Annotated in this window: 12 protein-coding genes and 1 pseudogene; 2 read left to right on the top strand and 11 right to left on the bottom strand. The window is 51.4% G+C overall.

The annotated features are described in order from the left end of the window. Positions 1 to 29: 29 nt before the first annotated feature. The gene (locus MCJ35_RS29875) at positions 30 to 830 is read right to left on the bottom strand and encodes an energy-coupling factor transporter transmembrane component T family protein (RefSeq protein ID WP_008726465.1); all 801 of its coding nucleotides are present in this window, start codon (positions 828 to 830) and stop codon (positions 30 to 32) included. After that, positions 823 to 1,860: pseudogene (locus tag MCJ35_RS29870) on the bottom strand (energy-coupling factor transporter ATPase); the annotation flags it as partial. The pseudogene MCJ35_RS29870 and the gene MCJ35_RS29875, both read right to left, overlap by 8 nt. Here MCJ35_RS29870 and MCJ35_RS32435 point away from each other — a divergent pair. Beyond that, a complete protein-coding gene (locus MCJ35_RS32435; protein WP_329602254.1) occupies positions 1,771 to 1,956 on the top strand; it encodes a DUF6783 domain-containing protein in 186 nt (61 codons plus the stop codon). The pseudogene MCJ35_RS29870 and the gene MCJ35_RS32435 sit on opposite strands and share 90 nt — an antisense overlap. Here the strand turns inward: MCJ35_RS32435 and MCJ35_RS29865 are convergent. The 6 genes from MCJ35_RS29865 to MCJ35_RS29840 all read right to left on the bottom strand — a co-directional run bounded on the left by MCJ35_RS29865 (position 1,953) and on the right by MCJ35_RS29840 (position 8,742). Beyond that, entirely contained in the window at positions 1,953 to 2,813 is an 861-nt protein-coding gene (locus MCJ35_RS29865; RefSeq protein WP_025483868.1) for an energy-coupling factor transporter ATPase, read from the bottom strand. The genes MCJ35_RS32435 and MCJ35_RS29865 overlap by 4 nt on opposite strands. 216 nt (positions 2,814 to 3,029) lie before the next feature. Then, entirely contained in the window at positions 3,030 to 4,373 is a 1,344-nt protein-coding gene (locus tag MCJ35_RS29860; RefSeq protein ID WP_025483869.1) for an enolase C-terminal domain-like protein, read from the bottom strand. Positions 4,374 to 4,403: 30 nt separating this feature from the next. Then, positions 4,404 to 5,885: a tripartite tricarboxylate transporter permease gene (locus tag MCJ35_RS29855; protein WP_008726461.1), complete on the bottom strand. Its 1,482-nt coding sequence runs from the start codon at positions 5,883 to 5,885 to the stop codon at positions 4,404 to 4,406. Between the two features lie 15 nt (positions 5,886 to 5,900). Then, positions 5,901 to 6,299 (bottom strand): tripartite tricarboxylate transporter TctB family protein, encoded by a 399-nt coding sequence (locus MCJ35_RS29850; protein ID WP_008726460.1) that lies wholly within the window; start codon positions 6,297 to 6,299, stop codon positions 5,901 to 5,903. 65 nt (positions 6,300 to 6,364) lie between these two features. Then, positions 6,365 to 7,372, bottom strand: coding sequence for a type 2 periplasmic-binding domain-containing protein (locus tag MCJ35_RS29845; RefSeq protein ID WP_008726459.1), 1,008 nt, complete (start codon positions 7,370 to 7,372; stop codon positions 6,365 to 6,367). A 41-nt stretch (positions 7,373 to 7,413) separates the two neighbouring features. After that, complete coding sequence (locus tag MCJ35_RS29840; protein WP_025483871.1) at positions 7,414 to 8,742, bottom strand: enolase C-terminal domain-like protein; 1,329 nt, start codon at positions 8,740 to 8,742, stop codon at positions 7,414 to 7,416. A 207-nt stretch (positions 8,743 to 8,949) separates the two neighbouring features. Between MCJ35_RS29840 and MCJ35_RS29835 the strand changes: the two genes are divergently transcribed. Then, positions 8,950 to 9,882, top strand: coding sequence for a LysR family transcriptional regulator (locus MCJ35_RS29835; RefSeq protein WP_025483872.1), 933 nt, complete (start codon positions 8,950 to 8,952; stop codon positions 9,880 to 9,882). 100 nt (positions 9,883 to 9,982) lie between these two features. On the opposite strand, the gene MCJ35_RS29830 is transcribed toward MCJ35_RS29835, so the two are convergent. The 3 genes from MCJ35_RS29830 to MCJ35_RS29820 form a co-directional block, all read right to left on the bottom strand. After that, a complete protein-coding gene (locus MCJ35_RS29830; protein ID WP_025483873.1) occupies positions 9,983 to 11,932 on the bottom strand; it encodes a diguanylate cyclase domain-containing protein in 1,950 nt (649 codons plus the stop codon). Further along, positions 11,925 to 13,349 carry an extracellular solute-binding protein gene (locus tag MCJ35_RS29825; RefSeq protein ID WP_025483874.1) on the bottom strand — a complete coding sequence of 475 codons (1,425 nt, stop codon included), beginning with the start codon at positions 13,347 to 13,349 and terminating at the stop codon, positions 11,925 to 11,927. The genes MCJ35_RS29830 and MCJ35_RS29825 overlap by 8 nt, the downstream gene beginning before the upstream one ends. Before the next feature lie 327 nt (positions 13,350 to 13,676). Next, a complete protein-coding gene (locus tag MCJ35_RS29820) occupies positions 13,677 to 14,672 on the bottom strand; it encodes a hypothetical protein (protein WP_025483875.1) in 996 nt (331 codons plus the stop codon). Positions 14,673 to 14,726: the final 54 nt, after the last annotated feature.

Below are 14,726 nucleotides of genomic sequence, written 5' to 3'. Positions count from 1 at the left end.
TTCTTCCTTCCGTCATCGATTCCTGCGGCTTACAGGTAAACCCTGGCCGCAATCATTACCACCAGATACAGGGCAAATATCATATAAGCATCATGGTCCGCCGGCCTGTACTGCAGCGGTTTCATCTTGGTCCGCCCTTCCCCGCCCCTGTAGCAGCGCGCCTCCATGGCCATGGCAAGATCCGTTGCCCTGCGGAAGGCCGATATGAATAAAGGAACCAGGAGCGGCACCATTGCCTTGGCCTTCTGAATCAGGTTGCCCGTGTCAAAATCAGCTCCCCTGGCCATCTGTGCCTTCATGATCTTATCCGTCTCCTCCACCAGGATAGGGATGAACCGGAGGGCAATGGACATCATCATCGAAACCTCGTGCACGGGAACATTTACCCGGTTCAGAAAACCCAGCCCCTTTTCCAGTCCGTCCGTCAGCTGGTTGGGCGTGGTGGTCAGGGTCATGAGGGAGGAACCGATTACAAGGTAGACAAGCCTTACCCCCATGAAAAAGGCAAGGCGCAGTCCCTCTGCCGTTATCTTAAATATCCATAACCTGGCAAGGACATGGCCGTCTGTCAGGAACAGATTGAAGCTGACGCTGATTACCAGAAGGATCATGATTGCCTTCAGGCCCCTGACAATAAAACGGAAAGGCACCTTTGTAATCTTAATGGCAGCTGCCAGTACAACGGTGGCAATCACATATCCCCAGATATTATCCGCAATGAACAGGGATGCAATAAATACCATGGTGCCAAAAAGCTTGGTCCTGGGGTCCAGCCTGTGGACCACGGAATCGACCGGGTAATATTGTCCCAATGTAATCTCTCTAAACATCTTTATCCCTGCTGCTTTCTGTTAATTTACTTCCCCCGGTGCCTGCTGTTTTACGCCACTGTGCCAGGATTGCTTCCCTGGCCTCTTCCACCGTGGTAATGTCCCCGTCAATCCCCACTCCCTTGTCCCTCAGGTCATGGACCAGGTAGGTAATCTGGGGCGCCGCCAGGCCGATTGCCTCCAGCTCCCTGTAATGGCGGAACACTTCCTTTGGCGTACCGTCATATACCTTCTGTCCGTGGTTCATCACAATCAGCCGGTCCGCATATCTGGCCACGTCCTCCATGCTGTGGGACACCAGGATGATGGTCATGCCCCGCTCCCTGTGAAGATGGTCTATCTGGTCCAGGATTTCATCCCGGCCCCTTGGGTCCAGCCCGGCCGTGGGTTCGTCAAGGATCAGCACCTCCGGCTCCATGGCCAGCACACCTGCAATGGCCACACGGCGCTTCTGTCCTCCGGAAAGTTCAAATGGGGACTGCTTGTAATAGGAAGAATCCAGTCCCACCAGATCAAGCGCCTGCCTGGCCCGGGCCTCCGCCTCTTCCTTGCCAAGTCCCTGGTTCTTAGGCCCGAAGCACACATCGGTCATGACATCCACCTCAAACAGCTGGTGCTCAGGATACTGGAACACCAGCCCCACCTTGCTCCGCAGTTTCTTCATATCATAACCGCTGTCATAGATATTCTCCCCGTTATAATAGAGCTGTCCTGCGCTGGCCTTGATAAGTCCGTTCAAATGCTGGATCAGCGTGGACTTACCAGACCCCGTATGTCCGATCAGCCCCACAAATTCCCCGTCCTGTATCTCCAGATTCACATCAAACAAGGCATGCTGCTCAAACGCCGTGCCGCCGCCATATACAAAATTCAAATCAACTGCTTTAATTGACATCTGTTCTCTCCTTAACAACGCAGTAATGGCTGCAGTGTCCCTAGGGTGTGTTTGAAAATTCATTCCCGCCATCTGCACGCCCCACTTCGCGGCATATTTGGTCCCAATTCGGTCAACGTAGCCCGCTACGCCTCCCTCATCGGGACCAAATCTCCCACGAAGTGGGACGCACAGCTGACGGAAAGCAATTTTCAAACACACCCTAGTCCGCCTTGTGCAAAGTGGTACTAATCCATCTTTAAAAGCGGCATAAGTTCCTTTACCAGCTGTTCCCTGGTGAGGATCCCATCGGGCAGCGGCATGCCTGCCTCCTTCAGCTCATAGGCCAGTTCCGTTACCTGGGGCACGTCCAGTCCATAGGCTTTCAGTTCCTTTACCCTGGAAAATATCTCCGCAGGTTTCCCGTCCATCACGATCCTGCCCCCGTCCATCACGATGATCCGGTCCGCGTCAATTGCCTCTTCCATATAATGGGTAATCAGCAGGACCGTGATTCCCTCGGCCCGGTTCAGTTCATGGACCGTCTTAATGACCTCCCTGCGGCCATTGGGGTCCAGCATGGCGGTGGGTTCATCCAGGATGATGCACTCCGGCTTCATGGCCATGACGCCTGCTATGGCCACCCTCTGCTTCTGTCCGCCTGACAGCTTATTGGGGGACTGGAGGCGGTATGCGGTCATCCCCACCGCCTTCAGGCTTTCCTCCACCCGCTTCCATATCTCCTCTGTGGGCACGCCGATGTTTTCCGGGCCAAAGCCCACATCCTCCTCCACAATATTGCCGATGATCTGGTTGTCCGGATTCTGGAACACCATTCCTGCCGTCTTGCGCACATCCCAGATGTGTTCCTCATCCTTTGTATCCATGTCCCCCACCCACACCGTTCCATCAGTGGGCATGAGGAGTCCGTTTATATGCTTTGCAAAGGTGGACTTGCCGGAACCATTATGTCCCAGGACAGCCACAAAGCCGCCCTTTTCTATATCCACATCCAAACCGTCAATGGCCCGGTTCACTTCTTCTATATTCTCTTCCTCGTCGCGCCTGATATACTCATAGACCAGTCTGGCTGCTTTTATGATTCCCATATGTTTTCCCTTGCTTCCATGTATTGTTTACGTTTTTCAATTGTAGATGAAAATACTATAGAAGTCAAGTATGGCACATAAATATAGAAGGTATTGCATTCCCGGCGCTAAAACCAGCGGGGGAACGCAATACCTTCCGTATCCTTAATCTGTATGTTTCACATCTGCATCCTTTGTCTGCATTTTACATTCTAGAATAACCCACACGAATGCTCCCTACCTCACCATGCAAGGCTTCTTATGGTCAAACTTCCAGCCCGGGATCAGATACTGCATCGCCGCCGCGTCATTGCGGTCCCCGTAAGGGAGGGTGCGGTAAAGCTCATTTGCCTTCATCACCGCGTCCATGTCAACCTCAATGCCCAGTCCTGGTTCCTTGCGGATTTCAATCACGCCGTTGCGGATTTCCATGGGGTTCTTTGTCAGGTACTGTCCGTCCTGATATACATAGTGGGTATCCAGCGCAGTGATGCCGCCCGGTGCAGCCGCGGCACTGTGTGCAAAAATGGCCAGAGAAATATCAAAGTGGTTATTGGAATGGGACCCCCAGGTCAGGCCCCAGTCATTTAACACCTGGCCCATGCGCACGGAGCCGCTCATGGTCCAGAAATGCGGGTCTGCCAGTACAATGTCCACCGCTGTCTGGCTGGCCGCATGGTAGAACTGGCGCCAGTCCGTTGCAATCATGTTGGTTGCCACCTGGATGCCGGTTGCATTTTTAAACTCCCTCATGATCTCGCGGCCGGAGAAGCCTCTTTCCTCACCGCAGGGATCCTCAATATAGGTAAGGATTTCCTTCATTCCCCTGCAGTATTCGATTGCCTGCTCCAGGGTCCAGGAGCCATTGGGGTCAATATTAATCCTGGCATCCGGGAAGTTCTTCTTAAGCTCCCGGACCGTCTCCATCTCTTCCCAGCCGTTCAGGACGCCACCTTTCAGTTTGAAGTCCTTGAATCCATACCGTTCCTTCATGGCATATGCATTTTCCACGATACGGTCCGTGGTCATGGCGGTCTTCCTTCTGAGGCGGAACCATCTGTCATCGGAACCGCTCTCATCCAGGTATGCCATGTCTGTCTTCGTGTAATCCTGGCAGTAGAACAGATATCCCAGGATTACTACCTCATCCCTCTGCTGCCCATCCCCCAGAAGTTCGCACACAGGCAGTCCCAGGAACTTGCCCATCAAATCCAGCAGGGCGCATTCCACTGCCGTCTCTGCATGCACCACGAATTTCAGGTTGCTCAGGTCCAGCTTCTGCAGCCCCTGGCCGTCATTGCCGCCCGGGACATATCCGTTATTCCTGATACTGCTTATGATGCTCTTATATTCACCGATTGTCTTTCCCACCACAAGTGGGATGTAGCTCTCGAGGATTTTTGTTATATCGTCCCCGCCATGGACCTCGCCGATTCCCGTGCTGCCGGAATTATCCGTGATGATTACGATGTTCCTGGTAAACAGGGGGCTGTGGGCCCCGCTCAGGGATAAAAGCATGCTGTCATATCCTGCGCAGGGAATGACCTTCATATCAGTTATTACAGGTGTCTTGCTCAACATTGGTTACCTCCGTCCTTATAGCCCTGCAGCTTAAGCCTTGCCCTGTGCCTCTAATTTCTTTGCCCTCCTGTTGTCAAAATACGCATAGGCCAGTGAAATCAAAATCAGGACCCAGATTATATTTCCGATTGGGCGGTTGAAAAATGCCGCAAAACTGCCTTCGGAAGATTTAAGTACGTCAATGAAATATTTCTCAAAATCATCCCCCAGTATAAAGCCAATCAGGAAGGGCGCTGCCGGGATACCTGTCTTGCTGAAGACAAAGCCCACGATTCCGAACAGCAGGAGGGTCCATACATCAAACATGTTGCCGTTGCGGATTGCATAGGAGCCGACCACGCACATAAGGATGACCACTGGGTAAAGACGGTTTTTCGGAATGTTGATAATCTTGGCTATATACTTGATGGGATAGAACATCACGATGAACATGATGATGTTGCATACCACAAGGCCAAGAAGGATATCCCTCCACAAGTCCGGGTTCTGGGTGATGAACAGGGGACCTACCTGGATGCCCTGCAAAAGGAATGCGCCTACCAGGACTGCCGTTGTGCTGTCACCGGGAATACCCAGGGACAGAAGCGGTATCAGTGCGCCGCCGGTCAGCGCGTTGTTGGCTGCCTCAGATGCAACCAGTCCATCCACACAGCCTTTGCCGAACTCATCCGGATGCTTGGAGAAGTTCTTGGCCTGTGAATAGGACAGCAGGGATGCGGCAGAACCGCCCACGCCTGGGAGGATTCCCATAAATGTCCCGATTGCCGAGGAACGGATTGTATTAATCCCCTGCCCCTTTAAATCAGAGAAGGAAAACTTCCGGCCGCCGCCCTTAATGCCGCCTTCCATCTTGGGATTCCGTTTCATGCCCGCCTCTGCTTCCTCAAGGATCTGGGAAAGGGCAAACAGTCCGATAAGCACCGGAAGCAGCTGGAAACCACTTCCCAGTTCCACGGTCAGGAACGAGGGGACCATACGGAGCTGCTGGTTGTCAAAAAACCTTCCAATCAGCGTGACCAGGACTCCTAAGAACCCGGCAAACACGCCCTTTGTCATGGACCCCTTTGAAAGGGCCGCAATCACCGTCATGGCAAATACAATGATTAAGAACTTCTCAACCGCAGAGAACTTAATGGCCAGCTTGGCCAGAGGCGGTGTGAAGAAGAACAGGGCCAGCAGGGAAATAAGCCCGCCGATCAGGGACACCGTGATACCAATCTTAAGCGCCCTCTCCCCTTCTCCCCTGGCAGCCATGGGATGGCCGTCAAAACCGGTGGTGATGGAGGATGGGGTACCGGGGATATTAATCAGGATGGCCGGTACAAGGCCGCCGCTGATACCGCCTACGTAAAGCCCCAGAAGAAGGCAGAGCGCCTGCCCCAGATCCAGTGAATAGGTGAGCGGCAGGAATACCGCGATTGCCATGGTTGCTGTCATGCCCGGAAGCGCTCCGAAGATAATACCGATTACCACTCCGAGGAACGACATTAAAATATTCATGATGCCAAACATAATCGAAACCTCCTTTTATGGTAATGTGATGCGGAACAATACTCCGAATACAAGCCAGATAAAAACCGAGAAACCAACCGATATGACGCCGGATGTAATCATGCTCTTCTTTGTCCTCTCATTGTCAAAGATGACATTGAATAGGAAGATGCTGATGATACTTGCCGGAAGGAATGTGAGGAATTCCATCAGATAGATGTAGGCGATGAAGATCAATATGCCGCCAAGAAACTTTACCTTATCCCAGCCGGGTTTAAAGAAGTGGTAATTCTTTAAATGAATGAACGGTGTCCCTGTCTTCTTACAATGAATCAGCCTCTGAATCCCTATGATAACCAGAAGAACCACCAGAATCCCCATCACAATCCTGGGCATGACCCAGTGCGATGTTGAATTTATAATCTTAAGCTTCACAAGCTTTCCCTCCTTAATTGAAACCGGGCTGTGTCCAGCCCGGCCTTACTTGCTTTGCGGATCTATTACTGGGTCAGGTAGTCGAAATCAGGACACGCTTCAATCAGCTGTGTCATCTCTGTCCTCTTGTTGTAGATAAAGTCTTTTGCAGCTGCGGAATCCAGGTATGCGCCCCTGTAATTCAGCTTAGCCATATCAGACTTGAAACTCTCGTTTTCACATACTTTAGCAGCTGCCGTATCCACTGCCTTTGCAAAATCAGCGTCAATATCCTTTGGGTAATATACAAGGAAATCCTTAGACAGTGCAAATGGTTCGCCATTAAATGTAATTCCCTGTTCCGCATAGGTAGGAGCATTTTCAGCGCCCTCAATCTCATCCAGAAGGCCCACGCACTTCATGGCCAGCTGCTTGTCATCCACGCCCACATACTGCTGGATGCCATAGTAATCATCAAAGATGATATCCACATTGCCGTCCCATAACATCTGGCGTTTCTCAGAGGTAACGCCTGCAGCGATTACACGGAGCTGGTCGGCAACTTCCTGTCCGTAGTTGTCCAGCACCCAGTTATAGTATGCCAGGTAGCACAGGGTTGATACGGAACCATTCTCACAGGCCACGCGGATTTCAGCGTCCGGATTCGCCTTTAAATATTCAGCAGCCTCTACCAGCGTGTTGTATGGGGCATCTGCCTTTGCAGCAAAGCAGCAGCCAGGGTTCTGGGCCACCCTTGGTCCCACCGTCATATTCTCAAGGGCGTATTCCTCGCCATATGTACCGAAAACAACACCCAGGTATGTCATATCATGGAAGATAGCGATGGTATCTCCCTTACCCTTATCCGTACGGAGGATTTCGAACATTTCTGCTGCGCCCACCGGGTCAACCTTTGCATCCCAGCCCATCTCTTCTGCCAGATAACGTGTTACTGTATCAGCTATCAGATAACTGTCCCCGCTGGTGGATGAGGAACCGATGACCACACGTACGGATTTCTTTCTGTTACATCCTGCCAGGCAGGTAACCGCCATTGCCAACACCAATAACATACACAATACTCTTCTCTTCATTACTCATTCTCCTTTTTTATATATTCTTCAGGTCCCTTCCGTTATCTTACCAGACAGGGGCGCTTTGGATCAAACTTCCATCCCGGGATCAGGTACTGCATGCCCATGGCATCGTTTCTGGCCCCCAGGCAGTTCTCAAGGTATATCTGGTTTGCTTTCTTAACCTGGTCTATGTCAACCTCTACCCCAAGTCCCGGCTTCTTAGGAACAGCCACACAGCCATCCACGATCTGAAGCGGTTCCTTGGTCAGGCGCTCAAGGCCTTCCTGCCAGATCCAGTGGGTATCCAGTGCATTGTACTCACCCGGTACGGCTGCACCCACCTGTGTGAACATGGCCAGGGAGATGTCAAAGTGGTTGTTGGAATGTGAACCCCAGGTATAACCGAAGTCATGACACAGCTGTCCAACCCTTACGGAACCGGCCATGGTCCAGAAGTGGGGATCTGCCAGGATGATGTCCACTGCCTGTGACTCCAGGGAATGTCCAACCTCCCTCCAGTCCGTTGCAATCATGTTGGTAGCTGTGGGGAAACCGGTACGGCGGCGGAACTCGCTCATGATTTCACGCCCTGAGTACACGCCCTCTGCCCCGCATGGGTCCTCGCAGTAAGTAAGGATGCCCTGCATTCCCTTTACGTATTCCACTGCCTGCTCAAGGAGCCAGCCTCCGTTGGGATCCAGGTCAATCCTGGCATTGGGGAATTCCTTTTTCAGTGCCCGGATTACATCCATCTCCTCATTGCCGGCAAGGACACCGCCTTTTAATTTAAAATCCTCAAATCCGTACTTTTCCTTTGTGGCCTTTGCAAATGCAACAATCTTATCAGCCGTAAGGGCTTCCTCATGGCGGATTCTGTACCACTCGCAGTCCGCATCCGGTTCAGACACATAGGGAAGGTCTGTTTTATTCCTGTCCCCCACAAAGAAGAGATAGCCCAGCATACGCACCTTATCCCTCTGCTGTCCTTCCCCTAAAAGCTCACACACGGGAACTCCCAGGTGCTTGCCCAGAAGATCCAGGCTTGGAGCCTCAATCGCAGTCAGTACATGGACTCCGGTACGCAGGTCAAAGGTCTGGTTTCCCCTCACATCCTCTTCCCCTCTTGCATCCAGGTGCTTCTTCACTTTCAGCAGCGTGCTCTTATACTCTGCTACCTTGGTGCCCACCACAAGGGGGATACACTCTTCCAGTGCCTTTGTGATTTTCTGTCCTCCCGGGACCTCACCCACACCTGTCTCACCGTTATCCGCATACAGGATAACCACGTTCCTGGTAAAATACGGCGCATGGGCCCCGCTGAGGTTCAGCTCCATACAATCCTGACCAGCTACCGGCCACACTTCCATTTTAGTAATTGTTGGTGACATTCTCTTTACCTCCCAGCAAAAAATATATGTGTTATTTTAAAATACGTTTGGTGCTTAACAAGAACTTAACCGTCATTTTGTAATTTGTCCTTGTGTTTTTTACATCTTTATTGTATAAAATATATAGGACTAAGTCAAATTACTAGTTTCGATTTTAACACTAAGTAAAACTTAGTCATGTGCGATTGGAGGAATCATGGAGGGCATATGGACTTAAAACAATTGGAATACATCGTGAAGATAGCAGACGAGAACAGTATAACACGGGCAGCGGAACGCCTTTACATCTCCCAGTCCGGCCTGAACCAGCAGCTGCTAAAGCTGGAAAGCGAACTGGGCATCCAGCTGTTCCACCGCAGCAAGAATGACCTGAGGCTTACGGAGGCAGGGAAGGTCTATGTGAAGTATGCGCGCCAGATCCTTATGCTGAAGCAGGAAGCCTACGACATACTGAATGACATGGCGGACAACAAGGTGGGGCGCCTGTCCGTGGGCCTGACGCCTGAGCGCGGCATCAGCATGCTTATGAGCATTTACCCGAAGTTTTACCAGCAGTTCCCCCACATCACCATAGAGCCTCAGGAAATCGGCGTCAAGACACAGCAGTCCATGATTTCCAAGGGATATCTGGACCTGGGCTTTGTCACGCTCAGCGAGAAGGACAAGACCAATGATGAATACGTCCATATCTACTATGAGAATATCCTTCTGGCCGTGCCCCGCTCCCATCCCCTGGCAAAGCATGCCAATCCGCCGGGCCAGCCCTTTGCCACCGCGGACCTGAGGGATTTTAAGGACCAGCAGTTCGTGCTCATGTTTAAAAATTCCACCCTGCGCACCGTCATCGACCCCCTCTTTGAGGAAGCCGGATTCATGCCCCGCATCCTTTTCGAGACGTCCAGCAACCTGACCCTGTGCAACATGGTTAAGAACCGGATGGCCTGCTCCCTGATTACCCACAACTATGCCAAGGAGCAGCAGGACGTGGCCTATTTCTACCTTCCCTCCCGGCCCTTCTGGGAGCTGTGCGCAACCTATAAGAAAGGCCATTACCTTACAAAGGCCGGCAAAGCCTTCATCGAACTGGCCATTGAACATTACCACGCAGCGGCATTGCAGAACAACCAGAGCGTGGTGTGAAGCGGACGAAGGGCGTATGAACCCCCATAAACAGCAATGCAAAAAAACAAAGGCGGGAACAGGGAAAATACTATCTTCCTTATTCCCGCCTTTTATCTTATCACCGCTTCATCTTCCTTTTATTGGCATACATATCGGCATCCGCCCTGGACAATGTATTATCCAGTCCAGCATCCATATCCGGATCATAAAATGCAATCCCCACCGCAACGGACGCATCAAAGCAGCAGCCGTCACTGTACGCCTCCATCCCCTCCGCCAGGACCTTTATTCCTTCCCTGGCCTTATCCGGCCATACATCGGTCAGCATAACGGCAAATTCATCCCCGCCAATACGGAATACATGGCCATCGGGAAATGCCTTCCTGATGCATTCTGCGGCTGCGCAGATATACTCATCCCCCTTGTCATGACCGAATGCGTCATTGACTCCTTTCAGGTCATTGAGGTCGCACATGATGAGCGCAACCGACTGGTACTCCTCCCGATGTGCTCCCATCCGCTCCATGGTCTCGCCAAAAGCCATCCTGTTCTTAACACCGGTAAGCCCATCCCAGTCACGTTCCTTCCTCAGGGCCTTTGTCTGGAGGATTTCATCCGTCACATCCTCAACCACGCACCGGATTGGGCTGCCTGATGTTTTCTGGGCAATTTTAATCCAGCGGACCTCCCCCATGTCATACATCCTGTAGACGCCCTCCTCACCGGACTCAGAAGCTTCAAGTTCCTTTAAGAACGCGCACATCAGGTCCTTATCCCTGCTGAACCTTCTTTCCTGTTCCCTGGTAAGGTTTAAAAGCCGCGGAACCTGGCTGGTCATGTAGACCCGTTTGGAATGGGCCCGCATCTCAAAAGCCCCCACCGGAAGTCCTGCCAGTTCAATCAGTTTGGCATGGCGCGTAAACCACTGGCTGGTTATGATGGCTGTGATGAATCCGATTATCAGTGATGACAGAAATGAATAGCTGAGGATCCTTCCTATCTTCTCAGGGAACTGGTGAAGGTCCGGACCTTCCATTAACCCTATAAGGAACCACTCCTCCTCCTCAAAGGGAGTGTTGTGGTAGTACATGCCCATGGGATTCAGGCAGGCATATACATCCTCGCTGCTTTTATGGTTCAAAAGCCTGTAAATGGAATTCCCCTGATCCACCTCCACCAGGTCCAGGGGCATCCCCTCCTGAAGCATCCGCCTCTGCATGGCGCCATGGGTGACGGCTGCCCTTATCTCTCCTGACCCATCCCTGATTCCTATGATATATCCGTAAGAATCCGATGTCTGCAGGTCGGAAACCGGAAGGAAGCGGTACAGGTAATTCACGGATATCTCCACCCCGAATATGGCCTTCACCTTTCCGTCCGCCCCAAACAGCGGTGTGGAGTAGGTAATCACATCCTCATCCTGTGGATTCACCTGGAAGGGGCTGCTCCAATACCCAAGCCACCGTGATTTTCCATGATCCAGGGCAGCCTCATAGGGCTTATACACAAAATCCCGGTTGGACCCATTCATATTCAGGCGGAAACTCCAGTTGGCGGTGGTGGCAATCTCCATCTTTTCCGCCACATTCCAAGGCCCCACCAGCATGTAGAGATTGGAATTCTCCCTGCTGTTCCGGTCCGGATTATTATTGCGGAAATATAATGCAGGCAGCGCGCCGTCCCCTTCCGTCCCCTGACCAGGCATCACCAGGAATGCCCCTGTTGTCTTTGCCCGGAATAAGGTGTCCATAACCAGGGGGGCCAGCTCTTCCAGTATCGCATCCGCATTTTCAGGAGAACCGTCCTGTTCCATTGTTTCAAAATACCGGCTGATCTGCTCCATATCATAATCCAGATTCGTCCAGATATTCTTCATCTGATTTTCCAGGTTATCACTGCGTCCATTGACCTTTTCGGAAAAAATACTGTATTGGTTCGCCTTGGCCTGCTTTAGGACACCTCCCGATACCATCAGGGACGCCAGGAGGATACTCTGGAAAACCGCAAAGAAAATAAACACCACAGCCAGTTTAAATGCAATTGAACCGCTTACATTTTTTTTACCCATCCGTTCTACCAGCCATTTCTCTCATGAGGCTTCCATACCACGCTTTAAAGTTCTCCTCTCCCAAAAGCCCTGCCTCCACTTTTTCACGGCTCCCGCCTTCTTCCACCCGGCGGTTCAGTTCATGGAGGTCCAGGGCAGTCTTATTCTCCAGGGATGAGGTGAATATCTGGTTCATATCATAGGAACCCTCAAAGGGCTTCTTGATGTAGAATTCCTGTTCCCTCATGGCTTTCAGCTCTGTTTCTATACTGTGTTCCACCATTTCTGCATTTTCAGCATCACCCGTCTGTTTTAAAAGCCCGTCTACTGATTCCAGGGCAGCCGTCTTTACGGGAAGATACCCTGTGGATACCGCAAACCGGATATTCTGCTCGGGCTGTGTAAACCACTTAAGGAACTGGGCCGAGGCATATTCGTGCACATGGTCTGATTCAAATACAGCCATATTGGCGCCCCGCTGGGTCATATAGGAAGTTTCGCCCCGGAATGTGGGGTAGGGAAAACTTGCACATTCAATGGGATATGATTGATTCTCATCCTCTATCACTTCCCTGGGAAAGAACCCGGCGCCTGCCGAGGAACCGATGTAGGCCATCAGCCTGCCGCTTTTAATCCCATCCTGATTATATACCCTGCTCTCAAACCATCCGAGTATATGCGGGACATAATAGGCATCCCAGGCCTTTCTGGCAATCTCCTCAGGATAGCAGAACTCCATGTTTCCATCCACTTCCCGGTATACCTGCGTACCCATCTGGGCAGCTGTCAGGATGGCATAATCATTATATGAATTCATCCCCAGGAAGGGGTTCCCTCCCGACCACTCATAATACATACCCGCAGCCTCTATCAGGCCTTCCCAGGTGTAAAGCAGATCATCCGATGCCCCTGTCTCCCTGGAAAACTTTTCCCAATCCGTCTTATTCAGATATAAGAGTTCCGTGGACTTTGATACAGGTATCATTTTACAGGACGCATCATCCCATATCCCCTCCTCCAGGAATTCCGGCCGGTAATCCTTCAGTTCATCCTCTGTAAAATAATCATCCATGTTGACCAAAGGGGCGATTTTGTCCAGCCGGTACGCATTATCCGGATAAGAAGCAAATATATCCGGCAATGGTTCCGAACCGATTACCTGGTTGGCAGAAGCATAAAGCACGTCCTCCAGCTCTTCACTGGAACCATACCCCACCGCATCCACAACAATCCCCTGCTCCATTCCAACCGTCTCATTAAACTCCATGACCAGTTCATCAAACTGTGCCTTTGCCACTGCATTATATGCATGCCATACCGTGACGACCGCAGGTGACTTGGGATCCAGTCCGCCATTCTCCCTGTCCCCACAGCCAGACAAGCCAAATACTGCGGCCAATAAAATGAATGCCGCAGCCAAATATCCCCTTTTTTTCATTTCATCCCCCTGCTCCCATACAAGACCCTCAGAAACATAGTGCCAGTGGGCACTAATTACATTTAATCTCAGTATACACGATTGATATCCGGGTGTCTATTTGATTTTCTTATATGTAGTATAGATAAAATATGTAATGAAGACGGATAAATCAATATGTCCGGATACTTTTTCAGAAAGAAAGCATGAAAAAATGAGTTCCTAAAAAACAACTGTTCTCCAGGGACTCATTTTTATTTTACTGTCCTTCAATTCCATTCATACGGCCTGGCCGGCAATTGGCATATCTTAACCCCAATCCATCGCAGATGAATACTTCCCTGCCCCTTACTCCGTCCAGACCCCGTCGCTTCCAACCGCGAACCCATCCGGCGTAGCCGTACCTGCCGCCATTGAGCCGTCCTCATACATATAGTACCATTTGCCGTCAATCTCATTCCAGCCGGTCACCGCATACCCATCCGTATTAAAATAATACCATTTGCCCATGATGCGTTCCCATTTGCCGGCAGCCACTGTTCCGTCCTTATAGGTGAAACGCCGTCCCTGCTGGTAATCCCCCCAGGTGCCATCCGTGATGCCCGGGTCCGCGGCCTGGGAGCTTAAGGAACTTACCGGCGCGCCGTCTTCCAGATAATCCCGCTGGTTCCCATTACGGGCAATTGCGGTTACCTCGAAGTAGTACTGTACCCCGGTCTTAGTCATGAACGGTGAGAAGTCATAGGAGGTGGCCCCTTCCACAATCTGGCTGACCACCGAACCCTGGTCATCGTAGAGCACCACCCGGTAGGTATTGGCAGACTTCACGCTGTTCCAGGATGCAACCGACGGATTGGCGCTGTCCCAGCCAGCCCACGTGGTGCTCCCAAGCATGGCTGCCACCTGGTAGGTGAATCTGACTGTATAGACATAATCCTGGTCTGTCTCATACTTACTGCCCGTATACTTCTTCAAAGAGGTGATTTCCGCATCGTTGCGGCCGTCAGCCACCTTAATCCCCAGGCTGCCCTTGTTAAGTCCGGTACTGCTTCCAAGATATACGGTGCCTGTTACCTCACTGCCCGCAGTCCAGTCCTCAGGGCTTTTGGACCAGGTTACTGCGGACAGCATCTCAATGGTATCCGAGGAAGCATCCTCCACATACACATCCGGTTCCAGGGGATGCACCTTATTCCTGTCATTATCATCCCTGCTGGTCCCTTCGCTGTCATATTGATTGGCTATCTCCAGCATATATGTGGATTTAGCCTGGGCTGTCATGCCCAGGCCAATTGCCATCCATAATGCTGCAGCAGCAGTCACTAAATACCTGCTTTTTTTCATAGTATCTCCTTTCAGCCATCCTTCTTGATATCTTCTATGAAAAATGCCGCCACC

The organism is Enterocloster sp. OA13 (assembly GCF_022440595.1).
Taxonomy (GTDB): Bacteria; Bacillota; Clostridia; order Lachnospirales; family Lachnospiraceae; genus Enterocloster; species Enterocloster hominis.
This window is presented reverse-complemented; position numbering and strand designations above follow the sequence as displayed.